The sequence below is a fragment of the Streptomyces sp. NPDC057939 genome (assembly GCF_042887545.1).
Lineage (GTDB): Bacteria > Actinomycetota > Actinomycetes > Streptomycetales > Streptomycetaceae > Streptomyces.
In genome coordinates this window covers 169568-192480 of the sequence record NZ_JBHVPG010000003.1, presented here as the reverse complement: position 1 = coordinate 192480, position 22913 = coordinate 169568, and the positions used below count along the sequence as shown (strand labels likewise).

Annotated in this window: 23 protein-coding genes and 1 tRNA gene; 17 read left to right on the top strand and 7 right to left on the bottom strand. The window is 70.3% G+C overall.

All coding sequences use genetic code 11. From position 1 onward, the window contains the following. Positions 1 to 107 precede the first annotated feature (107 nt). The 3 genes from ACFVS6_RS05220 to ACFVS6_RS05210 all read left to right on the top strand — a co-directional run bounded on the left by ACFVS6_RS05220 (position 108) and on the right by ACFVS6_RS05210 (position 3357). The gene (locus tag ACFVS6_RS05220) at positions 108 to 1313 is read left to right on the top strand and encodes an NAD(P)/FAD-dependent oxidoreductase (protein ID WP_389700779.1); all 1206 of its coding nucleotides are present in this window, start codon (positions 108 to 110) and stop codon (positions 1311 to 1313) included. A gap of 78 nt (positions 1314 to 1391) precedes the next feature. Then, the gene (locus ACFVS6_RS05215) at positions 1392 to 2594 is read left to right on the top strand and encodes a cytochrome P450 (RefSeq protein ID WP_389700777.1); all 1203 of its coding nucleotides are present in this window, start codon (positions 1392 to 1394) and stop codon (positions 2592 to 2594) included. Between the two features lie 91 nt (positions 2595 to 2685). Further along, positions 2686 to 3357, top strand: coding sequence for a TetR/AcrR family transcriptional regulator (locus ACFVS6_RS05210; protein WP_389700775.1), 672 nt, complete (start codon positions 2686 to 2688; stop codon positions 3355 to 3357). Between the two features lie 94 nt (positions 3358 to 3451). Here the strand turns inward: ACFVS6_RS05210 and ACFVS6_RS05205 are convergent, their stop codons facing one another. Then, positions 3452 to 3814, bottom strand: a complete 363-nt coding sequence (locus ACFVS6_RS05205; protein ID WP_389700774.1) for a DUF1330 domain-containing protein — start codon at positions 3812 to 3814, stop codon at positions 3452 to 3454. Positions 3815 to 4756: 942 nt separating this feature from the next. Here ACFVS6_RS05205 and ACFVS6_RS05200 point away from each other — a divergent pair. From ACFVS6_RS05200 to ACFVS6_RS05160, 9 genes are all read left to right on the top strand, one after another. Beyond that, positions 4757 to 5782: a bifunctional DNA primase/polymerase gene (locus ACFVS6_RS05200; RefSeq protein ID WP_389701130.1), complete on the top strand. Its 1026-nt coding sequence runs from the start codon at positions 4757 to 4759 to the stop codon at positions 5780 to 5782. After that, complete coding sequence (locus tag ACFVS6_RS05195) at positions 5779 to 7359, top strand: phage/plasmid primase, P4 family (RefSeq protein WP_389700772.1); 1581 nt, start codon at positions 5779 to 5781, stop codon at positions 7357 to 7359. The genes ACFVS6_RS05200 and ACFVS6_RS05195 overlap by 4 nt, the downstream gene beginning before the upstream one ends. A 163-nt stretch (positions 7360 to 7522) precedes the next feature. Then, the gene (locus ACFVS6_RS05190; RefSeq protein WP_389700770.1) at positions 7523 to 7903 is read left to right on the top strand and encodes a DUF6009 family protein; all 381 of its coding nucleotides are present in this window, start codon (positions 7523 to 7525) and stop codon (positions 7901 to 7903) included. A 706-nt stretch (positions 7904 to 8609) separates the two neighbouring features. Continuing rightward, positions 8610 to 9284: a helix-turn-helix domain-containing protein gene (locus tag ACFVS6_RS05185; RefSeq protein WP_389700769.1), complete on the top strand. Its 675-nt coding sequence runs from the start codon at positions 8610 to 8612 to the stop codon at positions 9282 to 9284. Positions 9285 to 9423: 139 nt separating this feature from the next. Next, positions 9424 to 9999 carry a toxin-antitoxin system, toxin component gene (locus tag ACFVS6_RS05180; RefSeq protein ID WP_389700767.1) on the top strand — a complete coding sequence of 192 codons (576 nt, stop codon included), beginning with the start codon at positions 9424 to 9426 and terminating at the stop codon, positions 9997 to 9999. Between the two features lie 95 nt (positions 10000 to 10094). Then, on the top strand, positions 10095 to 10499 hold the full coding sequence (locus ACFVS6_RS05175; RefSeq protein WP_389700765.1) for a hypothetical protein: 405 nt from the start codon (positions 10095 to 10097) through the stop codon (positions 10497 to 10499). 157 nt (positions 10500 to 10656) lie between these two features. Then, a complete protein-coding gene (locus tag ACFVS6_RS05170) occupies positions 10657 to 11982 on the top strand; it encodes an MAB_1171c family putative transporter (protein ID WP_389700764.1) in 1326 nt (441 codons plus the stop codon). 146 nt (positions 11983 to 12128) lie between these two features. After that, positions 12129 to 13565: an FAD-dependent oxidoreductase gene (locus tag ACFVS6_RS05165; protein ID WP_389700763.1), complete on the top strand. Its 1437-nt coding sequence runs from the start codon at positions 12129 to 12131 to the stop codon at positions 13563 to 13565. A 178-nt stretch (positions 13566 to 13743) separates the two neighbouring features. Continuing rightward, positions 13744 to 14211 carry a hypothetical protein gene (locus ACFVS6_RS05160; RefSeq protein ID WP_389700761.1) on the top strand — a complete coding sequence of 156 codons (468 nt, stop codon included), beginning with the start codon at positions 13744 to 13746 and terminating at the stop codon, positions 14209 to 14211. A gap of 454 nt (positions 14212 to 14665) precedes the next feature. On the opposite strand, the gene ACFVS6_RS05155 is transcribed toward ACFVS6_RS05160, so the two are convergent. Next, positions 14666 to 15496: a hypothetical protein gene (locus ACFVS6_RS05155; RefSeq protein ID WP_389700759.1), complete on the bottom strand. Its 831-nt coding sequence runs from the start codon at positions 15494 to 15496 to the stop codon at positions 14666 to 14668. Positions 15497 to 15752: 256 nt separating this feature from the next. Next, on the bottom strand, positions 15753 to 16247 hold the full coding sequence (locus ACFVS6_RS05150; RefSeq protein WP_389700757.1) for a hypothetical protein: 495 nt from the start codon (positions 16245 to 16247) through the stop codon (positions 15753 to 15755). Between the two features lie 331 nt (positions 16248 to 16578). Here ACFVS6_RS05150 and ACFVS6_RS05145 point away from each other — a divergent pair, with 331 nt between their 5' ends. After that, positions 16579 to 17127 carry a DUF4262 domain-containing protein gene (locus ACFVS6_RS05145; RefSeq protein WP_389700756.1) on the top strand — a complete coding sequence of 183 codons (549 nt, stop codon included), beginning with the start codon at positions 16579 to 16581 and terminating at the stop codon, positions 17125 to 17127. 210 nt (positions 17128 to 17337) lie between these two features. Here ACFVS6_RS05145 and ACFVS6_RS05140 read toward each other — a convergent pair whose 3' ends face one another. Beyond that, positions 17338 to 17934 carry a TetR/AcrR family transcriptional regulator gene (locus ACFVS6_RS05140; protein ID WP_389700755.1) on the bottom strand — a complete coding sequence of 199 codons (597 nt, stop codon included), beginning with the start codon at positions 17932 to 17934 and terminating at the stop codon, positions 17338 to 17340. Between the two features lie 76 nt (positions 17935 to 18010). Further along, on the bottom strand, positions 18011 to 18172 hold the full coding sequence (locus ACFVS6_RS05135; protein ID WP_389700754.1) for a hypothetical protein: 162 nt from the start codon (positions 18170 to 18172) through the stop codon (positions 18011 to 18013). Between ACFVS6_RS05135 and ACFVS6_RS05130 the strand changes: the two genes are divergently transcribed. Both ACFVS6_RS05130 and ACFVS6_RS05125 read left to right on the top strand, forming a co-directional pair. Further along, a complete protein-coding gene (locus ACFVS6_RS05130) occupies positions 18165 to 19127 on the top strand; it encodes an alpha/beta hydrolase family protein (protein ID WP_389700753.1) in 963 nt (320 codons plus the stop codon). The genes ACFVS6_RS05135 and ACFVS6_RS05130 overlap by 8 nt on opposite strands. Before the next feature lie 265 nt (positions 19128 to 19392). Next, a tRNA-Gly gene (locus ACFVS6_RS05125) sits at positions 19393 to 19510 on the top strand. Between the two features lie 92 nt (positions 19511 to 19602). Here the strand turns inward: ACFVS6_RS05125 and ACFVS6_RS05120 are convergent. Beyond that, the gene (locus ACFVS6_RS05120) at positions 19603 to 19728 is read right to left on the bottom strand and encodes a hypothetical protein (RefSeq protein ID WP_389700751.1); all 126 of its coding nucleotides are present in this window, start codon (positions 19726 to 19728) and stop codon (positions 19603 to 19605) included. Positions 19729 to 20263: 535 nt separating this feature from the next. Between ACFVS6_RS05120 and ACFVS6_RS05115 the strand changes: the two genes are divergently transcribed. Next, positions 20264 to 20893, top strand: a complete 630-nt coding sequence (locus ACFVS6_RS05115; RefSeq protein WP_389700749.1) for a hypothetical protein — start codon at positions 20264 to 20266, stop codon at positions 20891 to 20893. Positions 20894 to 21117: 224 nt separating this feature from the next. Here ACFVS6_RS05115 and ACFVS6_RS05110 read toward each other — a convergent pair whose 3' ends face one another. Continuing rightward, entirely contained in the window at positions 21118 to 21858 is a 741-nt protein-coding gene (locus ACFVS6_RS05110; RefSeq protein WP_389700748.1) for a TetR family transcriptional regulator, read from the bottom strand. A gap of 254 nt (positions 21859 to 22112) precedes the next feature. On the opposite strand from ACFVS6_RS05110, the gene ACFVS6_RS05105 reads away from it, so the two are divergent. Next, positions 22113 to 22913 carry an AfsA-related hotdog domain-containing protein gene (locus ACFVS6_RS05105; RefSeq protein WP_389700746.1) on the top strand — a complete coding sequence of 267 codons (801 nt, stop codon included), beginning with the start codon at positions 22113 to 22115 and terminating at the stop codon, positions 22911 to 22913.

Here is a 22913-nt window from a genome sequence, read left to right as displayed (position 1 = left end):
ACACGTACGGAGCGGGACGCTTCCCGCTCCCGACGGGCCTTCGCCCACTCGATGAGCAACCACCCGTGCGGCCCCTTCGGCCGCATCCTTCGAACCGGAGTGTGGACATGAACAGCAGCACCGACGTCGTGGTGATCGGTGGCGGTTACGCGGGCGTCATGGCGGCCAACCGCCTCACCCTGCGCGGCGACGTGAAAGTCACCCTCGTCAATCCCCGACCCACGTTCGTCCACCGGATCCGACTGCACCAGCTGGTCGGCGGGACGGACACGGCGGTCGTCGCGTACGAGGGCCTGCTGGCCGAACGCGTACGGCTGGTCGTGGACACCGTCACCCGGATCGACGCCGACGACCGCGGTCTCGTCCTCGCGGGCGGCGGGACACTGACGTACGACTACCTGATCCACGCGGTCGGCAGCGGCAGCGCCGACCCGACGGTTCCCGGAGCCGCGGAGTTCGCGCACCCCCTCGCCACCTTCGAGGAGGCGGCCGGGCTGCGGCAGGTCCTGGCGGCCACGCCGGCCGCGACCGCGGTGACGGTGGTCGGCGCCGGCCCGAGCGGCATCGAGACCGCCGCCGAACTGGCCGAGGAGGGCCGCGCCGTCACGCTGGTCTGCGGCGGGGTAGTCGGACCGTACCTGCACGCCCGGGGCCGGCGTTCGGTCGCCCGCCGGCTCTCGAAGCTCGGGGTGAGCGTGCTCGACGGCCCCGGAACGAGGGTGACGGCCGTGACCCGGACGGCCGTGACGCTCGCCGACGGTCGCGAGGTGCCGAGCGGGCTGACCGTGTGGACCGCGGGCTTCGCCGTCCCGGACCTGGCCGTACGCAGCGGGCTGAGCACCGACCCCGAGGGCCGTTTGCTCACCGACGAGACCCTGATCAGCGTGGACGACGGCCGTATCGTCGCGGCCGGTGACTCGGCGGCGCCGTCGGGCCTGCCGGTGCGGATGAGCTGCCAGGCGGCGTTGCCGATGGGGGCCCGGGCGGCCGACACCGTCCTCAGCCTGATCGGGGGCGAAACGCCGGCCGTGCTCAACCAGCCCTTCGGTGCCCAGTGCATCAGCCTGGGCCGGGGCGCCGGCGTCCTCCAGTTCGCGGACCGCTTCGACACCGCGGTCCGGCTCAAGGTCGGGGGGCGTCTCGGGGCGAAGCTCAAGGAGGTCATCTGCGCGGGGGTCGTCAAGCAGCTCGCCGCCGAGGCCGGTGAGCCCGGAGGCTACAAGCTCCACCGCCTGGAGCGCGGCGGCACCCGACAGCGGCTCGTGCGGGCCGACGGCGACCGGGCCCGGGCCGACCTCCCGTCGCCCGCCTGACCCGGCTTTGACCCGGCTCTGCCCCCGGCCCTGACCCGGCTCGGACCGCCTTGACCCACCGACAACCAGAGGAACGCCATGCCTGCTCCGATCCCCGGTGAACTCGACGTCACCGAAATCGACTTCGCCGTCGACCCGCACCCCGTCCACGCCGCGCTGCGCGAGAAGGGTCCCGTGCATCGGGTCCACATCCCCGGCAGCGGCGACGTCTGGCTCGTGCTCGGCCGCGCCGAGGTGCGCGCCGCGCTCACCGACCCCCGGCTGAGCAACGACATACGGCACTCCGCGACGTGGAAGAGCGACGGCGGCAACGCCATCGGGCTGAACATGTTGCAGACCGACGCCCCCCGGCACACCCGCCTGCGCGCCCTGGTCGCACGCGAGTTCACCGCAGGTCGGATCGAGGCCATGCGGCCGCGCGTGCAGCGGATCGCCGACGACCTCATCGACGCCCTCCCCGCGGCCGGGACCGTCGACCTGGTCGCCCACTACGCGCTGCCGCTGCCCCTCACCGTGATCTGCGAGCTGCTCGGAGTCCCCGTCGAGGACCAGCATCTCTTCCACACCTGGTCGACCGAGCTCGTCGCACCGTCCTCGCCCGCCGCGGCGGGCGCCGCCGCCGGGGAGATGGCCGCCTACTTCGCCTCGCTGATCGCCGCCAAGGCAGGTGCCCCCGGGCCGGACCTGATGAGCGCCCTCGTCGGGGCCTCCGCGGCGCCGGACGGGCTGAGCGCCGAGGAACTGCTCGGCATGGCCTTCCTGCTGCTGGTCGCCGGGCACGAGACCACGGTCAACCTCATTTCGGGCGGCGTCCTGAACCTGCTGCGCCACCCCGACCAGCTCGCCGCGCTGCGGGCGGACCCCGGCCTCCTCGACGGCGCCGTCGAGGAGATGCTCCGCCACGACGGGCCCGTCACCACGGCGGCCTTCCGGTACGCCGCGGAGCCCCTGGAGATCGCGGGGGTCCGGATCCCGGCCGGCGACAGCGTCATGCTCTCCCTGGCAGCCGCCTCCCGGGATCCCGAGCACTTCGCCGACCCCGACCGCTTCGACATCCGTCGCGCTCCCCGAGGACACCTCGCGTTCGGCCACGGCATCCACCACTGCCTGGGTGCGCCGCTCGCCCGCGTCGAGGGGCGGATCGCCGTGGAGACCCTGCTGCGGCGGCTGCCGGACCTCGCCCCCGCCGCCGGCCCGGACTCCCTCCCGCACCGCCGCAGCGCCATGCTCAGCGGCGTCGTGGGCCTGCCGGTGCGGTGGTCGCGCCGGCTCCCCGCGTGACGTCGCCCCCGATGCGGATAGCATCCGTACCGGACCACGATCCCCGCTGCCGGGGCGCCCGCGTGGGCACCGACGACGCGAGGAGTGGACAGTGACCCCGGGCAGGGAGCGGCCGGCGCCGGTACGGCGTGACGCGCTGCGCAACCGCGAGTTGTTGCTGGCGGCCGCGCGCAAGGCCTTCGCCGCCCAGGGCCTGGACGCCCGCCTCGACGAGATCGCCCGCCGGGCCGGCGTCGGAAACGCCACCCTGTACCGGCACTTCCCCACTCGGGCCGCCCTGATCGACGCGGTGTTCCGGGACGCGCTCCAAGGCACCGTCGACGCGGGCGAGGAGGCTCGGGGCGCGGCCGATGCGTGGGCGGGGCTGGCCGGCTACCTGGAAGCGGTCTTCACCGTGCTGGCGGCGGACCGGGGGGTCAACGACCTGATGACGACCCCGATCGAGGGCGTGACCTCCCTCGACGCCGTCCACGTCCACAACTACGAGACGATCGCCCTGCTCGTGGGCCGCGCTCAGCGTGACGGAGCGATGCGTCCCGACGTCACGGTCGAGGACATGCTCCTGAACCTGGCCACGCTGGGCCGCTCGGTCCCTGCCCTGGCGGCCGTGGGACCGCCGCACGCCTGGCGTCGGCAGCTGGCCCTGTTCCTGGACGGCCTGCGCGCCGGGACCCGCCCCCCGTCGGACCTGCCGGCGCCGGCGCTCACGGCAGAGCAACTGGCGGCGGTCCTCCTCGACCTGGGGCCCCACCGCCCGGCTTGAACCGGCCAGGCCGGGCCCGTGCACCGGGAGCGGTAGGCCTTCACCGGGTCGGGGCGGGAGTACGGCGCGTCGCGGATGAGCACTGAGCACCGGATCACTCGGTCGTCGGGGCGGCCCGCTCGGCTTCGGTACGCAGCTTGAGGGCTCGCTCGGCGGGGTCGTAGCCCGGTCCGACGCCCTCGATCAACAGCAGGTCGCCCTCGATGTGGTCGGCGCGCAGGCGCAGGATGGCCCGGTAGGCCGGGGACTCGTACCAGGCACGTGCTTCGGTCAGTCCCGGGAATTCGATCAGCACCATGCTCCCGGGCCACGTCCCCTCCACGACCTCGGCGGGCGGACCGTGAATGACGAAACGGCCGGCGAAGGGGTCGAGGGTCTCCTGGATGCGCTCCAGGTACTCGATGACGTCGGGGTGGTGTCGGCGGGCGCGAAGATGAGCAAAGCCGTAGGCGGACATCGTCGGGCTCCTTCGTGCCAAGGGGAGTGGGACGGCCTCGAACCTAGCCGGGGCGGTCGGGTGGTGCGATGACCCCGGAGGTAATCGACAGCACCTCGCGAGGACCCGTGCCGTCTTCGGTCCCTTGGGTCCTCCCGTCAGTGCTCTCCGTCCCTGGAGGGACTGAAGGAATCTGCCGTCCTCAGGTGCCCAGCTGGACCCAGGGTCTGATGTCGGTTCAGTCCCTCGGTCCGGCCCTGATTTCAGTCCCTCCGTAAAACTGCAGGTCAAAGCCTTGTCGGTTCGGATCCAGGGACTGAAGGGACTCAATTTCACCTCTTCCGGCCTTCGTGTGCGCGTATGTATGTGCGAGCGCGTATGAAGCATGTGCTCTGGTTGCGTCATAACTAGGAAATTCGGTCCCTTCGGTCCCTGTCGCGAGCCAAGAACGGCCCTGACCAGCAGGTTTTGTAGTGACTGAAGGGTCCAGGGACCGAAAGGGTCCGAGAGAGGGTCCAGCCCCTGGTTCGGGGTGCGGGGAAGGGGGGCCTCCGGACAGCCGGGGAGTGCCCGGTCCCCCGAGGGTCCGAGGGACCGTGACCGAGGGGCCCCGGAGGGGCTGGGAGCGGACAGGGACCGAGGACCCGGTCGGGGCGCCACGCCCGGGCTGCACCAAACGGACAAAACGTCAGATTCTCGGCAGAGTGCTTACTTGGCCATGGCCTGAAGGGACTCAAGGGACTGAAAAGTAACTACGGTCCAGTGAGCTGCGGAGTTCGTGTCATGGGCTGCGCTAGGCTCCGCAATACTGGAACTTCGGTCCCTTCAGTCCCTGTGTGCAGGGCAGGGGCCGTACGCCAGGACCGAGAACGCCCAGGCAACCTGTCGAGGAAGCAGAACGTGCCAGCCCAGTCCGACGACCAGATCCAAGCCGCCCCCGCTGTGCCCGATCGGCATCAGGGAGTGGCGCGTTGGTTCGCGGCACAGGGCTACCCCGTACATCCGCTGACGCCCGGGACGAAGACGCCCCCGGCGAACTGCCCCTCCTGCCGTCCTCCCGCGCCGTCGCACGAGCCGCAGTCCTGCCCCTGTCGCGCGCGAGGCCTCTGGTGCCACGGCTTCCACGCGGCCACCACCGACGAGGAGGTGATCGCGCAGTGGTGGCGTCAGGAGCCGGAGTTCGGCGTCGCGGTCTCCTGCGGACCGGCCGGGCTCCTCGTCATCGACATCGACGCCCACTCGCCCGTCCTGCCGGACCGGCAACGGCTGCTTCCCGGGATCCGGGTGGACGATCGTGTCGACCTGTCGGGCCTCGCCTCCGGGTTCGACACCCTGGCGCTCCTCGCGGCCTACCGCTCGCAGCCGAATCCGGCGGACGACGCCGAGACCCTGCGCGTACGGACGCCGTCGGGCGGACTGCACGTCTGGTACCGGGTGCCGTACGGCGCTCCCCGCTACCGCTCCTCCAGCGGTTCCAGCCCCCGTGTCGCGCTCGCCTGGCAGGTCGACGTCCGGGCCACCGGCGGATACGTCGTCGCGCCCGGAACCCGAACCGCCTCGGGGACCTACCGGACACTGCCCGGTGCCCGAACTCCCGCCGCCCTGCCCCTGTGGCTGAGCGCCGAACTCATCCGCACAGGTCACACCGGCGCCTCCGCGACAAGCCCCGCTGCCGCGCCGACGCCTGCCCGCCGCACGCGGTCGGACGGTGCGGACGCCCACCGGATCCTCAGGCCCCTCCTCGACGAGGTACGTGATTGTGCGACCACCCCCTCCGGGACGGCGTTCGCCGAAAAACTCAACCGGGCGGCCTTCACCGCAGGAGGTCTGGCCGCAGCCGGATACATCACCCAGGCCGAATGCGCCGGCCTGCTGACCGAAGCCGCGGATGCCGCGCGCCCCCGCCAGAGCCGCAGGAACCAGCTCGTCATCGACTCCGCACTCCGCGCCGGCGGCAACCGCCCGATCCACCCCAGGGGACGTTCATGAGCAGCGCAGGCAGCACCGGGTTCGACGCGCAGGCCGCGGCCGAGCAGCTCGCGGTCTTCAACGCCGAAGCCGCCTCTTCGGCGACCCCGCAGCTGCCGGCTCAACAGGGTGCGGTCGTCGACGGATTCCGGCCGGGAGACTTCGTCCAGTCCGGGCTGCTGGGCAACCTCACCGATCGCGGCAACGCCAAGCTCTTCGCCCACCTGCACAACCACCGCTTCCGTCATGTCGAGGGACTCGGCTGGTACGTCTGGGACGAATACCGGTGGAAGCGCACCGGCGGTGAGAAGGCCGCCATCTGGGCCGCCGGGGACATGGCCGAGGACATGCCGGTGCACGACCCGCGCGGCGTCTTCACCGATCGGGAGCTCAACCAGCACCGCAAGCGGGCGATGTCCACGTCGGGCGTCAAGGCCATGCTCGCCCAGGCGAAGGCCTCGCCCGGGCTCGCCCTGGACCCCGACACCCTCGACGGCGACAAGTACGCCCTGTGCACCCCCGCCGGCGTCGTGGACCTGCGCACCGGAGACCTCCGCAAGCCCGACCCCCGGCGGGACCTGCACTCCCGCGCCACCTACGTGGCCCCCGAAGCCATGCCCACGCCCCGCTTCGAACGCTTCCTCACCGAGACGTTCGGCAGCGACGACAAGGGCAGGGAGATGATCAACTTCCTGCACCTGCTCCTCGGCTACTCCATCACCGGTGACGTCGGCGGCCAGGTCCTGCCCTTCCTCTACGGCATCGGCGCCAACGGCAAGTCCGCCCTCATGGACGTGGTCATCAAGATCCTCGGGGACTACGCCGACGTCGCCCCGCCCGGCTTCCTCATGGAACGCGGCAAGTTCAACGAGCACAGCACCGAACTCACCGAACTGCACGGCCGCCGGCTGTTCGTGTGCAGCGAGCTCAAGCCGCACGACAAGTTCGACGAGGCCCGCGTCAAGCTCCTGACCGGCGGCGACCGACTCAAAGCACGACGGATGCGCCAGGACTTCTTCAGCTTCGAACCCACCCACAAGCTGTGGCTCCTCGGCAACCATCGGCCCGAGGTCGGCACCGGCGGCCACGCCTTCTGGCGCCGAATCCGCCTCATCCCCTTCGACCGGGTCGTCCCCGACCACCGCAAGATCGACAACCTCGCCGAGGAACTCGTCGCGGACGAGGGCCCCGGCATCCTCCAATGGATGGTCCACGGCGCCATGGCCTACCTGGCGACCAAACCGTCCCTGGGCGGACCCACCGTCGTGCGCACCGCCACCCAGGCGTACGCCACCACCGAGGACCACATCGGCCGCTTCCTGGGCGAATGCTGCACCACGACCGCCGACCTCGACGAGCCCCGCGACCTCCGCGTCGAGCAGGGCGCCCTCTACCGCGCGTACAGCATCTGGTGCCAGGAGGGCGAGGGGCTGCGCCCCGCCACGACCCGCGCGTTCGCCACCCGCATCCGCGCCGAGGCGGGCATCTCCTCACCGAGCGAGATGCTGCGGTCCAACGGTCAGAAGTTCTATCCCGGGCTCGCCCTCCTCACCGAGGAGAGCCCACCGGGCGAGGCGACCGGAGCAGTCCGCGCGTGAACCGACCCCGGCGTACTGTCCGCAGCAATCCCAGCCCCCTACGATGGACGGAAGAAACCATGACCCAAGCCCGGCACCCCATAGCCGGTACACGGCTACCTGCCGCGCACAGGGCCGCCTGCCCCGCCGGACAGGGACGCAAGACCGAGGAGGGACGAAAGCCATGAGCTCGCTACTCGAACCGAGCGATCTCGCCCACGAGAACAAAGTGGTGTGGCTGGAGGACCCCGACGGGCTCGACTACGTGCGCCAGGCCCTCGACAAGACGCCCCGCCGACGGGGCAAGCCCCGCTACTACCGGGACGGCCGCATGATCGGCTTCACCGAACTCGGCGACACGGCGGAGGCCGACCCCGACAGCGGCCTGCAAAAGCGCCGGGTCTTCTACCTCCTCCCGCACGATCGGGACGCCGAGCCCAACGGCCTCTACAAGGAAGGCGCCCCCGGCGAGGCAGTCGACCCGCGCACCATCGAGCCCCGCAAGGTCGGCCTCAAGACGCCGCGCTCCCAGCGAGGACTCGCAGCCGGCGAAACCGTTGCCTGATTCGGTCCCTTCAGTCCCTGTCGTCTCGCCGCCGGCGCTCTGACCTGCGCGTTCGTCCAGGGACCGAAGGGCAGGAACCGGAGCGAGTCATACCGGACAGCCGCTCGACGCCCGCCGGGTCGGCTGCTGCGCCGGTGGGGCCGGGCCATGCTCGACCCTGACCCTGACCCGGGTGCCCGCGTCGCCGCCGCACTCACCGGCCGGAACGCGACGGTCGCGCCGGCGGAACCTCTGGAGCGCCGACGAGCAGGGGGACTGCCCGTCGACCGAGGACGTCCACGGCGTTGACCGGGGACGTCCGTGGCGTTGACCGGGGACGTGCACGGCGATGGCTGAGGACGTCCACGGCGATTCCGGCGGCCTGCCCCGCGTCCTGTCCGAGGACATCGCCCGGTTCATGATGGACCCGCCCCTCCCGCCGTGGGCCATGGGACCGATCGTCGCCGCCATGGTCGCGATCGGGGAGTCCCGAGGCCTGCTCCACCGACGCGGCACGCCTGTCCGGGACGGCGCCCGGGCACCCGGCCGCCCCCTGGGTGTTTCCGCCGGTCGGAGCGTCAACCTGTCGTCATGGGTGGCAGGTTGGATCCAGGATCATGGATTTGCTGCCACGGTTGTGGCAGGCTCTTCGGCGTACGTCCCCGGGCTGCCTGCCCTCGGGGCAGCGCCGCGGGCGCGCATCCGCCCAATCCCGGGAGATCGATCCGTGACGGAGACCGCCTCCACACCAACGGCAGCCGCCGCGCAGTTGGCCGCGACCGCCGACCGGGTCGTGGCCCTGGGCGTGAAACTGGGCCGCGACCGCGAGGAGGTCCTCGATCCGCCGAGGCTGAACCTGGCCTCGGGCGTGCCCGTGGACGTGGTCCGAGCCCTCCTGGGCGGCCGACAGGCGGGCGAACCCGATCTTCAGGAGCGCTTCAAGCAGAGGCTCCGCCTGCTCCACGAAACGCACCTCCACGAGACGGGACGCAAGTACTCCCACGGGGAGATCGCCGCGCGGAGCGGATTCTCCCGGCAGCAGATCCAGGCCCTGTTCGCTGGAGACCGTCGCCCGACCATGCAGCACTGCGCCATGCTCGAAAAATTCTTCAGGAGGCCCGCGGGATTTCTCCAGTCCGAGGACATCGACGCGCTCACCACCGCACTGGTCGCCATCGAGAAGTCGCTCCTCCAGGAGTACAGCGAGCGGGGGACGCCCGCGAACCCTCCCTCCGCGCCCGGTGCGCCGAGCATCTACGCCCGGCACGGTGTGGACGGCATCGCCCTGCGCGCGGCCCTGATGCCTGACAAGGGCCGTCGGAGGCTGCTGGAGTGGATGGACGACTACCTGGCGGAGAACCCCGTGGAGGGGGACGCGGGTGCGGCGGGGGGCCCGTCGTGAGGTGGCACCGAGGGGCGGGTTCCATCGGGTCGACGCGTTCAGGACTTCGGCGGTCCGGTGGAAGCGTTCGGTGACGCACTACGCGGATCAGCCGTCCGGGCAACAGGGGCAGGGGAAACAGATGTGCCAACGGTGGGACATGCGGCATTCGATCGATGCCCTGGTGGGCGGGATCGACCATTTATCGGCTCCCGTAGCGAGCTCGGAGCTCTGCCTGGCGCTTTGTGAGGCGTTGGCGAAGCGTCGGGGACGGAAGATCGAGTTCCGTGCGATCTCCTTCCTTCCCGGCACCGTCAGTGGGCTCGCGCCCAACCTCGGGGAACAGGACCTCGTCCTGGTGGAGGAGAACACCGCCGCCGAGCACCAGCCGATCATCACTGGGCACGAACTGTGCCACCTCGAACTGGGGCACTGTCACATGCGTGTGACGGAAGGCTCCGTGGCGGCTCGTCCGCTCCGGCACGACGCCGATCCGCAGGACCTCGTCCGGTCGGGGCTGTCGGCCGCCCGACGCCGGAGCCCCGCGCTGCTGGAGTCCGACGGTACGGCCGCCAAGCGGCACAGGAAACAGGAGGCCGAAGCCGAGCGGTACGGGCTGGAGCCGGCGCACAGGGTCCACCACCTCCTGGCGGACGTCGGTGCGGAGGCCGTGGATCGGGGCACCACACCCGGTCGAACAGCGGCCGATCTCGGCTCACGAAGCTTACGGGGCTGACCTTGTCCGATCCGAGCTTCCACGTACCCGCGGCCCTGGGCCGCCCGGCAAGCCTCCTCAGGCTTCCCAGCCTCATCAGGAATCCACGCGACCCCATGCTCCAGGCCGTCATGGCGTACCTGGTCACCGCGACCTGCCTGTTCCTCCTCGGGTCGATCCCGATGCTCGTGAAGGTCGACGACCTCACGGACACACCCAACTTCGCGGCCCCGCTCTTCTACTCCACCCTCATGGCGTGCACCGGCTCCGGCATCGTCCTGATCATCAACTGGCGGGTCATCCATGACGGACCGATCGCCTTGAACCCCTACTTCGACCTCGCCCTGAGGGACCGCTCGGTCGCCGACGAGCTCACCCGTGGAGTCGAGCGCCACGTGATCAGCACCTCGAAAGCCCCTCAGGAGGGCTTCGGCGAGCGACGCGACCTCTTACGGGTTTCGCGGTCGCTGTCCACGATCCCGGCTGCCGCCCGGCCGAGCGCGAGGCGAGAACCCGCGTGAGGACCCTGCTCGTTCCGCGCCCACCCACCATCCACACCGTCGCAGTCGATCGAACTGCCTCAACACGCTGCGCCACTCACGCGGGACCGCGCGCCGGCATCGACCTCCCCATCGATCCGGCTCCGCCGCGCAGCGTACGAGTCGAGGGGGACACGTCATGACCAACCTGTACTACTACGTCCTTGCCGCGCTCCTGGCCTTCGCCTTCGCGCTGAGGATGCCCGGACTGCTCGAACACCGGCGGGACCCGTTCGTTCGCGCCGTGTCATTGCTCCTGCCGCTGGCCTCGGCCGTCTTCTTCTTCGCCGCGCCACCGACGATCTCCTGGGTGAACGAGCTCACCGGCACGGCCAACTTCTCGGCCCCGGTCGTCTACGGCCTCGTCACCGCCCTGAGCGCGGCCCTCGTCAACCTGATGATCACGTGGCGCGGGGGACCCGAGCAGCAACAGCGCGCAGCCACTCGATGGTGCTTCGGCGTCTACGCGGCCGTCATCGCCGCCCTGTTCACACTGTTCGCGCTCGGCGAGACCCCCGAGGAGCGCCTCCTCGACTTCGACACCCACTACGCCAAAACCCCGTACATCCGGGAAATGATCGTCCTGTACATCGCCGGGCACGCGCTGTCGACAGTGACGCTGGCGGTCCTGTGCTGGCGCTGGTCACGCGAGGTCCCGGGCCTGCTGCGCATCGGGTTGGTGGTCATCGTGGCCGGCTCGTTCCTGAGCCTGATCTGGGACGCCTGCAAACTGCTCGCCGTCACCGCCCGGTGGACCGGGCACGACTGGGACACCATCAGTACGACCGTCGCCCCGACGGCGGCCTCCCTGGCCACGCTCACCCAGGCCATCGGGCTCCTCCTGCCGTCCGTCGGCCAAAGCCTGACCGGTCGGTGGCACCGATGGTCCCAGTACCGACGACTCCGGCCCCTGTGGCTGACCATGCGGGCCGTGACACCGTACGGAGCGGTGGGCATTCCCTGGTGGTCCCCGCTCAGCATCAGGCACCTGCGCAGGACCATCCTCATCCGTGACGGCCTCAGGCTCCTCGGCGCCACCCTCGACCACCGGGACACGGGCCCCCGCGCGCAGGAGCCCGCCTCGATGCCTGATGTGCTCGAACCGGACCCGCTCGAACCGGACCCGTTCGAAGCAGACCCGTTCAAACCGGAGTCGCTCAGACCGGAGTCGGATCGGCACGTCTCCACGGTGCTCACCGCGTTGGCCACGCTGCCCCGCTCCGTTCACGGCCAGGCCGGCAGCAACGTCGAGAGCGTGCTTGCGGGCGATGACGACGGGCTCGTCATGCTCTCCGACGCCATCCGCGTGTTGACGGTCCGGGACGAGCGCACCCTCCGGAGGTTCCACTGCCGGCCTGACCGGCGGCCCGACCGGCTTGATCGGCCCGACCGGCCCACCGGTCGACCGGGTGGACTTCACCCGGACCGTCGGTCGGCACGGACCGTGGGCGTCGATGGCGACTGATCCGCCCACCCCACCCGGAACCTCCTTATTCGCCCCGCCGTGTCCGCTCGGCCGTGTCCGCCCCGAGCGGGTTCGGCCCGAGCGGGTCTCGGCCCAATGATGCTGACGCAGCCCGCCCCCGCGGCGGCCCACCAGAGAGCTGTCACATGACCAACCCCGGCAACACCCGCACCACATCGACACAGCGGCGGGCCATCGTCATCGGCGCAGGCATCACAGGGATGCTGGCGGCGGCCGCGCTGCGCGAAGTGGCCGATGAAGTGCTGATCGTCGAGAACGACGAGCTGCCCGACGGCCCGCTCCCCAGGAAGGGGCTCCCGCAGGCCCGGCACGCCCATACCTTCTGGAGCGGCGGGGTGCTCGCCGCAGAAACGCTCCTTCCCGGGGTGACCGACCGTTGGCTGGCAGCAGGCGCGAATCGAATACCGATACCCACCGGCATGGTCGGATTCAGCAGCGAGGGGTGGTTCCGGCGCTGGAACTCCGAGACCCACTTCATCCTCGCCTGCAGTCGGGACCTCCTGGACTCCGTCGTACGCGACCTGGTGCTGGAAGCCGGGGGAGTGAAGTTACGTCAGCGGACCCGCGTCGAAGGCCTGACCGGCAGCGCCGGCAGGGTCACCGGGGTACGCGTGCGCGGGGAGGACGGGCGCGAGGAGGAACTGGAGGCCGACTTCGTCATAGACGCGAGCGGGCGGGGCTCACGCACCCCCCAGCACCTCCAGGAGCTGGGGGTGGGGTCCGCCCCCGAGCGATCCCTGGACCTCGGCCTGGTGTACGCGACCCGCGTATTCCGTGCGCCCGAAGGAGCCGGCGCCTTCCCCATCGTCAGCGTCCAGTCCGATCCGCGGCTCGCGCGACCCGGGCAGGGAGCCAGCATTCTGCCGATCGAAGGCAACAAATGGCTGGTCACGGCGCTGGGCACCAGAGGAGGCGAGCCCACGGGGCTGGCCGAGGACTTCGAGCCGTTCACCCGTGGCCTCCGGCACCCGATCGTCGGCGAGATCATCTCCCATCTCGATCCCCTGACCGACGTGGCGCTCAACCGGAGCACCCGCAACACGCGCCGGTACTTCGAGCACGTCAAGAACTGGCCGGAGCGGTTCGTCGTGATGGGCGACGCCCTCGCCGCGTTCAACCCCGCCTACGGGCACGGCATGTCCGTGGGCGCGCAGTCGGCGCTCGTGCTCCGGAACGTGATGTCGACCAACGACGTGGCCACGCCCCACCTCTCCCGGCGCATACAGAAGGCGGTGGCCAAGCCCGTCGCCGCGGCCTGGGACCTGGCGCTCGGTCAGGACGTCTTCTATCCGCAGGTCCAGGGCGGTGCCCCGAGCCGCAAGGACAGGATCCTGGCCAGGTACGTGAACCGCCTGCTGAAGACGAGCTGCGGCAACTTCACGATGGTGCGCGACTTCACCGACGTGACCTCGCTCCAAGCCCCGTTGACGACGCTGGTGAAGCCCCGTGTTCTGCTCGGCGCCGCGCGCGGCCCGCTCCACCCGCCGCTGAGCGGACCGCCGCTGACGGAACGGGAACTCGGGCTGGTCACCGCGCGCGGTCGTCGACCCGCGGACCAGTGACTTGCCGGAGCGCGAAACGTCCGCCCCGCCGGCGCCGCCTCGATCCGATGGGTGACGCGCGTAGCGGGTGGCGGGCGTATTGGGCGACGCGCGCAGCGAGCGGCGAACCACCTCTCGGGCGGAGGTTGAAAGTGCCCGAAGAGCCATCGAGCCATCCGAACTCCGAAGGGATCCAGAGTTGAACGGCAAGGTGACGTTCCGTAGTCCTTGGAACATCCTCGTGTGCGGAAGTGGGCTTCTCCTTCTCCTCGTCGGTTACGCCACGGCCTCCGAAACCCCTTGGACTCAGGCACCCTTCACCATCACCGCGAGCCTGGTCGGCGGTCTGTGGATGTCCGTCAGAGGGGCGCTGTGCGCGGCATGGGTCGACCCCTCAGGAATCAGGTACCTGGGGGTCTTCTCCGCGGAGCGGATTCCGTGGGCCGTCGTGGAGGAAGTCACCTGTGAGCTCCGAGGCGGCACCCTCATGACCTCCGCCATGCCGGTACTCAAGCTGAAGGGCGGCCGGTCGGTCTCCCTGGACGGGCTGGCCGGCTACACCCTCGGCAACGACGAGAACAGCCGCGTGACCAGGCAGGTGCACGAAATGAACGCCACCCTCAAACTCCACCGGAGCATCGGCCGACGTCCGTTCAACGGCGCGTGACGGTACGGGCCCACCAACCCTACGTACCGTGGGCCCGTCGCCTTTCGGCTGGCGGGGACGCGCGGGAATGCGGAGCACGGGCCGATCGGCCGCGACGGATCCGGTTCCCGGGCAACCCGAGTCAGGGCTGCTCGCGCCACAGAGGTCCCTGCCCGGTGGTCGAACGACGCGGCTCTCCGGACCGCGGTAGGACAGCTGCCGGTCGTACCGGCGCTGATGTTCGGCGTCGCGGAAATCTAGTTCGCACCAGCGGGTTCCCTGATGCCCGGGTGCGGAGCGCCAGTGGCTGGCGAGCACGCGGAGGTGGTTCCAATCGTCCGGAGGCGCTCCAGCCGTTCCTCCCCTCGTACGCGGCGCTCCTCCTCGGGGAGCGGTGGAGGCAGCGGAATCCCAGCCGGGCTGGCCGCCGGCCGCAGTGCTGCCGCCATCGCGGACGTCGGGGCCGTCGGGCCCGTCAGCGGCCGAGGGCGGTTCGCAGGGTGATGCCGTGGCGGGCGCGTAGGCGGCGGACCTCCCACACGGACAGGGCGGTCACCGTCAGGGGCCCGCCGAGGAGGAAGGTGTAGAGCACCTCCGGCGGCGCGGCCACGTCCGGGCCGGTGAAGAGCTGGAACGCGAAGAGCGCCCACACCAGCAGGGGCGAGAGCAGGGCGGGGAGCAGTTGGTGGACGGACGAGGCGCGAAAGCAGGTGCTGACGCAGACGTACGCCGCGACGATCGTGTACAGGATCGAGGCGACCAGCAGCACGACCGCGAGGAGCGCGCCGATCACGAGTACGAGCAGGCTGAGCAGGGAGCAGATGATGCCGCGGCCGAAGATCGAGGAGAAGAAGGCCACCAGGCCCGGCTCGTCGACGAGGTCCCCTTTGAGGGTTGCGAGGGACAGCCAGATCACGGCCGGGCCGACGGCCAGGGAGAGCGTGCTCAGAGCCGGTCCCGAGAGCCGCCGGGCGAAGACGCGGCGCCGATCCGGAGTGCCGGCGATCAGGAACGCCGCGATGCCGACGAACGTTCCTGCCATCAGGACGCCGCAGGAAAGGCCCAGTTCGACGAGTTTGCCGAGGACGAATTCCTCCCGTCCGTCGCTCAGCGGATACGCCACGACGATCCAGATCGCGGCGACGATGCCGAGCACCGTCCGCCCCATCCGCATCGCGCTGATGACCTTGTCCTCCGGACGTTCGTCCGGCGGCGGGCTGCTCTCGCCCATGACGGCGTGGAACACGCCGCTCACTGCTCCGCCCCCGGCCGTGCGGATGCCGGGATGCGGGCTGACCCTGTTCACTTGTCTCCCCCGAGTGTGGTGCGTGTGCTCCGTACGACCTGCGTGGTCACGAGGAACATCGAACACCCTAACGGTTCTTGGAGTGCGGCCAGTGTGGGTCCGGACGGGGAACCGGCAGGAACCGGCGGCGCCCGGCGCGGCGCGATCCGCGCGCGTTGTGTCGGGGAGCCGCCGCGGGCGTGGCGTGGCGAGTTGACCAGGTGGGGAGTTGGCGCGGTGGTGGTCCTCCGGCGCGCACGGGGGCGCCGACAGAGGGTCAGGCTGCGGGGGTCGGGTCCGTGAGGCCGTCGATGATCATCGTTTCGAGGTTCACCTGGTACCAGACGTCCTGGGTGGTGCCGTCCTCCAGGGACTGGGTGACGACGACCTTCTCGTGGCCCGCGCTCTCCCCGGCTGTCACGATCTTGGCGAAGGTGGGGAGCGTCTTGCTGCGGAAGACCGGATCGGTCTGGTTCTTGTACCCCCAGTCCGTGAGTGCCTCGTCGAGTTCGGTGGTGAGGTACTCCTTCCGCACGGCGAAGGTGTCCTTGCCCTCGCTGTGCTCCCCGTTGGTCGCGTCCCGGTACGCCTGCCAGAACTCGCCGACGGCCAGCTCCGCACGCGTTGCCCGAGCAGCCGCAGCGGCGGCGGCGGCGTGCGGGGCCTGGTGTGCCTCTGCCTGCGCGGGCAGGGTCAGCAGGCCGGAGGCTGCGAGCAGCGCCGCGGTGCAGGCTCCGACGACCGCGCTGCGCAGACTCATTCGGTAGGACACGGAGATCTCCCTGGGGAAGTGTGGAGGGGTGTAGGGGTACGGGCGGAACGGGGCCACTCAAGCCGTTCCGCCTGCCCGGGGATACCGACCGTCCGAGTGACCTCCCCGGGACCGGCCGGGCCGTCGGTCGCCTTCGTCTGGTGCCCGTGGAGGGAAATCGTTTCCGCGCTGTACTGCGGAGACTGCCCGGAGGGTCCGCGCCACCCGCCCGGCCGGTGGTACCGGCGGTCGCGGGCCGGGCGCCGACTTTGACTCCGACGAGTGAGGTGTCCGTCGGGGAGAGCGGTTGCCCGGCTGACGCGCTCGGACGCTCACCTCGTAGCCTTCGCACATGACTGATGATCCCTTCCGGTGTCGCTGTGTCCTCTGTCATGACTACGGTGACCGGGACGCAGCGGACGGCGCGGATCTGAGGATCATCGAGAACGTGGGGCGGCACGGATGGCACGTCGCAATGGTTCCCGAGGACGAGATCGGTCCCGGTTTCGCTTACACGATCGGCCTTGCGCACACTCACGGCGGACCTGAACTCGCCATGTTCGGACTCGATGTCCACGCCATGCACCGCATGCTCAACAGGCTCGGAGCGATGTCCGCCGCAGGCACCGTACTGACTGACGGTCAGAGGCATTCCGACGTTGTCGACGGTCGTCAAGTCGGGCTGAGGCAGGTTGATCCCCGCTGGTACCGGACCTTCTTCGGGCGGGCCATCGGGTTCTACCGGCGGCCTCCCTTTCCCGTATTGCAGGTCGGGTGGCCCGACGTGGACGACCGCTTCCACTGGGAGGAACAGGCCGGGGCGAGGCATCAGGAGTCGCAGCCCCAGTTGTGGCTGCCACCGGGTGAGCACCCTGTCGGGATCTGGACGACCGAACTCTGACCCCGAACGTGCCGTCCGGCGGCAGGGCCTTCCGCGCGGCCCGCAGGTCGCCGGCCGCCGGGATCCGAGTTGTCCTGCGGCCGGCCGGAAGCCTCCCGGGGGCCGTCAGCCGGGTCGCGGAGCGCCGCTCGACCGGTGGAAGGTCCTACGGCCTGCCGGCAGGAACGTGACGCCTGGCGGTGCGCGCGGGCGTGATGCGGCCCGTCGGAATCAGGTCGCCCGGGGGTGCTGGAGGCCCTGGAGGAGGAGGGCGATCAGGCGGCGGGGGTCGTAGCGGGGGTCGTTGTCGCGGCCGATGCAGAGGTTGCCGATGCCGCGCATCAGCTCGTAGGGCTGAGTGCCGGGCCTGATGTCGCCGGCCTCGACGGCGGCGTCGAGCAGTTGCGCGCAGACGGGCAGCAGACGGTCGAGGAAGTAGGCGTGCAGCGCGGCGAAGCGGTCGCTGTCGGATTGCAGGGCGTCGGCGAGACCGTGCTTGGTGACCAGGAAGTCGACGAACACGTCGATCCATCGGCGCAGTGCGTCGAGCGGGGAATCGGCGTCGGCCAGGAGCTTCGGGCCGGCTTCGGCGCACGCCTCGATCTGGTGCTGGTACACGGCGGTGACGAGGTCCGCCCGGGTCGGGAAGTGGCGGTAGATGGTGGCCATCCCGACGCCCGCCTCGGCCGCGATCCGGCGGATCGGAGCGTCGACGCCGGCGGCGACGAACACCTCGGCCGCGGCGGTGAGCACCGTCTCCCGGTTGCGCTGGGCGTCGGCCCGCTTGCTTCGGGCAGGCGCATCCGCTGCTGGATCCTCGGCGGCCATCACGTTCTCCTTCGAAACCGGTTGACAAAGCGGAGCGTCGCTCCGGATACTAAATGGAGCGTCGTTCCGTTTCAGTTTAGCCGAAAACGGGACACCCCTGACCGCCCTCTTCCCCCGCCGACGGCAGGACACCGGCGGGCGACGGGCGCCACCGAAAGGGAACCCACACCATGAGCACGTCCACGTCCACGTCCACGTCCATGTCCACGTCCATGTCCATGTCCACGTCCATGTCCATGTCCACGACCATCGCCGGCGTCCTGGGCGCACCCAACCCGGTCCTGTCACTCAGCCCCGTGGTGCTGTCCGTGCCCGGACGCCCCGTGGATCTCCAGGTGCGCGTGTCCGCACCCCTGACCGGCACCGACCTGCCCGTCATCCTCCTCTCCCACGGCCACGGCCCCTCGAACAACCTCTCGTCGCTCAATGGCTACGCGCCGCTCGCCAACTTCTGGGCGGCACACGGATTCGTCGTCGTCCAGCCCACCCACCTCACCTCCAGGACGCTGTCCGCCCTGGTCGCGGACGCCCCCGGAGCACCCGACTTCTGGCGCTCCCGCGCCCAGGACATGACCGACGTTCTCGACCGGCTGGAGGTGATCGAGAACGCCGTGCCGCAGCTCGGCGGTCGGATCGACCCCACCAAGGTCGCCATCGCCGGACACTCGTACGGCGGCTTCACCGCAGCCCTCCTGCTGGGCGCCGGACTCACCGACCCCGACACCGGGCACCTGGCGCACCTCCTGGAGCCCCGCATCAAGGCGGGCGTACTGCTCGCCCCGCCCGGCAGGGGCGGCGACGTCTTCAACGGACCGATGGCCGAGCAGTGGCCGATCATCGGGGCCGTCGACTTCTCCACCATGACCGCACCCGCGCTGGTCGTCACCGGCGACAAGGACGACCCCCGGAACTTCACGGACATGGGCCCGGACTGGCACGCCGATCCCTACACCCTCGCCCCGGCCCCCAAAACCCTGCTCACCCTGTTCGACGCGGAGCACGGACTCGGCGGGATCGCCGGATACGACACCGCCGAGACCACCGACGAGAACCCCGAGCGAGTCGCGGCCCTCGCCCAGCTCACCGCGGCCTACCTCCGCACCCGGCTCCACCCCGGGGACAACGCCTGGCAGACCGCCCACGATGCGCTGACGGTCGCACCCGACCCGGTGGGACGCGTCGAATCCAAGTAGCCCGCCACGGCGTGAAGTCGCCCGGGGTTCGGGGCCGGAGCCGGCATGTGCACCGGGACCGGGACCGTCGGTCGCAATAGGGATCGGATTCGGGATCGGGTGCCGCTACCGGCCCGGACTCCTGCACCGGTTCCCATCGCGGCCGACCGACCCCTGAGGTTGCTCGAACCGGTGAACAACCGCCGCCCGGATAAAGGTTCGTCCGTAGCGGACGGTGTCCCTATCCTGAGGCGCAGCGGGAGTGCGCGCATTCCCGCAGGTTGCAGTGCCGTGGCAGAGCGGCCCATTGCGATCGACGTGGGCGAGGTCCCTCCCACGGCGACTGACGGAGACCGAGCGGACCTGCTCCCATCTGTCCGCGGGTTCAAATCCCGTCGGCATCGCAACCGACCTGGACGTGTCCGGTGTCCAGGGTCCAACGTGGGGAAACGGCCACGTGGTGGGCGGTGTCGGTGGCGCGGTCGGAGACCAGCGGTCAGGGTCCGGCGGTCAGGTGTCCGTCGATCCGGCCGGTGTCGTCGGAGGTGACGTTCAGTTCCACGATGACCATGCTGCCCGTGTCGTTCCGCCAGAGGGTGACCGTGCCCGACGACGGCGTCACGTCCTGGACGGTGCCGAGCACCGCGCCCGTCCGGCGGTTGACCGCCTGGAAGTCGCCCGCGTCACCGTTCCGGAATCCCCGACCCTGACGGTCACGGTCTCTCCCTCGCTCGCGTAGACCCTGTCGCAGTGTTGGAACGGGCCGGGCCGGACCGGGCACGTGTACGGGGCGAAGTCCGCTGCGGGTGCGGCAACGCTCGGCGTTCCCACGGCTGCGGCCGCCGGCGCGAGGCACGCGGCCCCGACCAGTGGGCCGCGTCGGAACGGACCGGACTTCGGGGCTCGAATCATGGACGGCTTCATGCCATGCTCACCTCGCGGACACGACTCGACCTCGCGTTGGTGTGGACACCCGGTGACCTGCCCGTACCGGGCGGCCGGGACGGATCGGCCCTCCCGTCGACCCGCTCGTCGCGGCGAGGGGTGCTGCTGCTTCGGCCGGGCCCTCGGTCGGTTGTTGGGGACATGATGAATGCCGCTAGGGTGCCCTGATCACCGCCCCAGGTGACCGAACCGACTTCTTCGAGGGGACCATCGTGGCCACTCCACCACCGCAGCAGGGCTCGGTCCCGCAGCACCAGCACAACCCGTACGCCCAACAGCCCGGCCAGGGAAACCCGTACGCGCAGCAGCACCAGCAGCCGCCGGGGCACGGCAACCCGTACGCGCAGCAGCAGCCCACCGGTGCCCCGCAGCAGCCCGCGGGCCACGGGAACCCGTTCGCCGCGGGTCCCATGCCGCAGCCCGGTCACCACGTACCGCAGCAGGGCGGCTTCGGCTGTCGGTTGTGCGGGGCGCAGCCGGCGGCGCAGGCGACCGTGCGGGGCCATCAGGGCATGGTCCTGATGATGCGCTCGCTCAGTGTGCAGGGGCCGTTCTGCCGTGACTGCGGGACCGCGACCGTCCGGAACATGTCCGCGAAGACGCTCTGGCAGGGCTGGTGGGCGCCGATGTCCATGCTGCTCACCCCGATCACGGTGCTGCGCAACCTCGGTCCGAGGTCGACGTTCGCCGGGCTCGCGGCCCCGCAGGGCGGTTTCCGCCCGCCGCTGGACCCGGGCAAGCAGTTGCGGCGGCGTCCGGAGGCCCTGGTCGTCTCGGTGCCGATGGCGCTGTCGCTGCTCTTCTACGCGACGTTCATCGTCATCGCCGTGGCCACCGGCTGACCCGCCTCCCGCCGGCGTGACCGTGCCCCCGCAGGCCTTGGGCCTGCGGGGGCACGGACGTTCCCTGTGGGGACTGCGCACGTCGGCACGTGTCCAACCCGCCTCCGAGGCAATGTTGTAGGTCGCCCGCCCGCCCGCCCACCCGTCCGTCGGCTCATGCGCGTTCGTCCGGCCCGGCGGCGTTCCGATGCTGCTCACGTGCCGGAGTGCGGGAAAGCGCAGGTTCAATTGCCGCGCATCCGGCAGGTGCTGTCGATGCCCTTCGGGTCCGAGGGATCCACGTCGGAAACCGTGTCGGGAATCGCGTCGGAAAGCGCGTCGTACATCGCGCCTGATTCGATTCCGGATTCGATTCCGTATGTGGGGTCGGGTGCCGGCACGCGGGCCTGGATGACCGCGCTTCCGTACGCGGTGAGGCTCGCGCGCAGTTGGCTCCAGCCGTCCTCCGAGCCGGCGACGAGACCGGCCATCAGCCGACGCTGCTGTTCCACCACGAACGGCCAGGAGGCGATCCCGATCAGGGTCATCAGCAGGTGGCCGACCTCTTGGGTCGAGGTGAGGGAAAGGGCCTTGCGGAGGGCCTCGTTCTTGCTCAGGTAGTACGCCTGGCGTTCTTCCTCGCCGGGAATCTCCGCGTCCCCGTAGTGCAGGCCCTCCCATGCGAGGAGGCGCACGAGGCTCGGATCGTGCCGGTGGTAGTCGAAGACCTGGCCGACGTATTGCTCAAGGCCCTCCCGCGTCGTCGGTACGGGAACCTGCTCGCTCAGATCCTGGTAGGCGCAGGCCAGGACCCTGGAGAAGAGCTGTTCCTTGCTGCCGAAGTACGAGTACAGACGCTGCTTGTTCGCCGCCGCCTGTTCGGCGATGCGGTCCACCCGGGCGCCCGCGATGCCGTACGTGGCGAACTCCCTGCGGGCTGCGTCCAGCAGACGGGTCGGCGTGTCGCGAGTTGGATCGGTGGTCATGTATCGAGCCTAGCACGGAAACCAACTAGATGGTTGGGCGCCAACCAACTGGATGGTTGGACCCAACCAACTAGATGGTTGCGCCCTTTCAAGCCTTCCCCTAGTGTCGATGACGTCAGCCCGGCCGGCGCCTCCGCCAAGGCCCCCGGGATCACCCGGGACCGGGTAACGCCAGGCGTCGCGAAGAGCGCAGTGCCCCGCGAATGCCCTTGTCTCTCACAGCTCATCGCCCCGGACATCCGTCGTGGCGATCAATGCCACGCGGTTCCACTACCGAGGAGTTCGTCATCAATCAGCCGATCCAGAGCATCGTCCTGGTCGGGGACCGGTTTATCGGTTTCGCCGCACAGGAGAACGTATTCACCGTCTCCCAGTTCATCGACGACTTACGCCGCGGCGCATATGCGCCGGAAGGAGAGCCGGTCCTCGCGGAGAGCGCGCAGGGCGTGTCCGAGTCCGACGTGCTGCTCATCGTCGAAGAACTGCGTCACCGCGGTCTTGACCGTGTGCAGATCAGGCTCCAGCCCGCCACCCTCAGCGGCGCCGGTGAGGTGCACAAGCACCAGGTGGCCAACGCGCTGATCGCCGACCTGCACCAGGTCAGCGACTCACTGTTCGGCGCGGGACTGCGGCTGCACAACGACAACGAGCTGTTGCTCGACCACCAGACCGGCCAGCACGTGCAGGGCATGATCGCCGTCGAGGCGTCGCGCCAGATGTTCCTGGCCGTGACAGAACGCTTCTTCGCGGCTCAGTGGCCGCAGCGCAAGTACTACTTCGTCATCGAGCACATGAACACCGCCTTCGAGAACTTCCTCTTCCCGCTGTGTTCCACCATCGAGTACCGGATCATCGAGTCCCGTACGCAGGACCCGTCCCGGCTCTCCTTCCACGCCGAGGTCGGCATCCACCAAGCCGGCCGCCGCTCCTCCCTCACCCACCTGGCCTTCACCGCCTTCGACTCTGATGTGATCGAGGCCAAGGAGGACCGCCGCGCCCGCCAAGCCGTCGAGCACACGCTCCGGACCCCGGCCGCAGCCCTCTCCGGCGTCTGA

Bases quoted from the DNA above. Each gene is read 5' to 3' on its own strand.
- ACFVS6_RS05205 (WP_389700774.1), bottom strand. From the start codon at position 3,814: ATGTCCGCCTACGGCTTTGCTCATCTTCGCGCCCGCCGACACCACCCC.
- ACFVS6_RS05110 (WP_389700748.1), bottom strand. From the start codon at position 21,858: ATGACCACCGATCCAACTCGCGACACGCCGACCCGTCTGCTGGACGCA.
- ACFVS6_RS05165 (WP_389700763.1), top strand. From the start codon at position 12,129: ATGACCAACCCCGGCAACACCCGCACCACATCGACACAGCGGCGGGCC.
- ACFVS6_RS05135 (WP_389700754.1), bottom strand. From the start codon at position 18,172: ATGGACATGGACGTGGACATGGACATGGACGTGGACATGGACGTGGAC.
- ACFVS6_RS05220 (WP_389700779.1), top strand. From the start codon at position 108: ATGAACAGCAGCACCGACGTCGTGGTGATCGGTGGCGGTTACGCGGGC.
- ACFVS6_RS05145 (WP_389700756.1), top strand. From the start codon at position 16,579: ATGACTGATGATCCCTTCCGGTGTCGCTGTGTCCTCTGTCATGACTAC.
- ACFVS6_RS05140 (WP_389700755.1), bottom strand. From the start codon at position 17,934: ATGGCCGCCGAGGATCCAGCAGCGGATGCGCCTGCCCGAAGCAAGCGG.
- ACFVS6_RS05175 (WP_389700765.1), top strand. From the start codon at position 10,095: ATGCTCCAGGCCGTCATGGCGTACCTGGTCACCGCGACCTGCCTGTTC.
- ACFVS6_RS05130 (WP_389700753.1), top strand. From the start codon at position 18,165: ATGTCCATGTCCACGACCATCGCCGGCGTCCTGGGCGCACCCAACCCG.
- ACFVS6_RS05215 (WP_389700777.1), top strand. From the start codon at position 1,392: ATGCCTGCTCCGATCCCCGGTGAACTCGACGTCACCGAAATCGACTTC.
- ACFVS6_RS05105 (WP_389700746.1), top strand. From the start codon at position 22,113: ATGCCACGCGGTTCCACTACCGAGGAGTTCGTCATCAATCAGCCGATC.
- ACFVS6_RS05195 (WP_389700772.1), top strand. From the start codon at position 5,779: ATGAGCAGCGCAGGCAGCACCGGGTTCGACGCGCAGGCCGCGGCCGAG.
- ACFVS6_RS05190 (WP_389700770.1), top strand. From the start codon at position 7,523: ATGAGCTCGCTACTCGAACCGAGCGATCTCGCCCACGAGAACAAAGTG.
- ACFVS6_RS05170 (WP_389700764.1), top strand. From the start codon at position 10,657: ATGACCAACCTGTACTACTACGTCCTTGCCGCGCTCCTGGCCTTCGCC.
- ACFVS6_RS05180 (WP_389700767.1), top strand. From the start codon at position 9,424: ATGCGGCATTCGATCGATGCCCTGGTGGGCGGGATCGACCATTTATCG.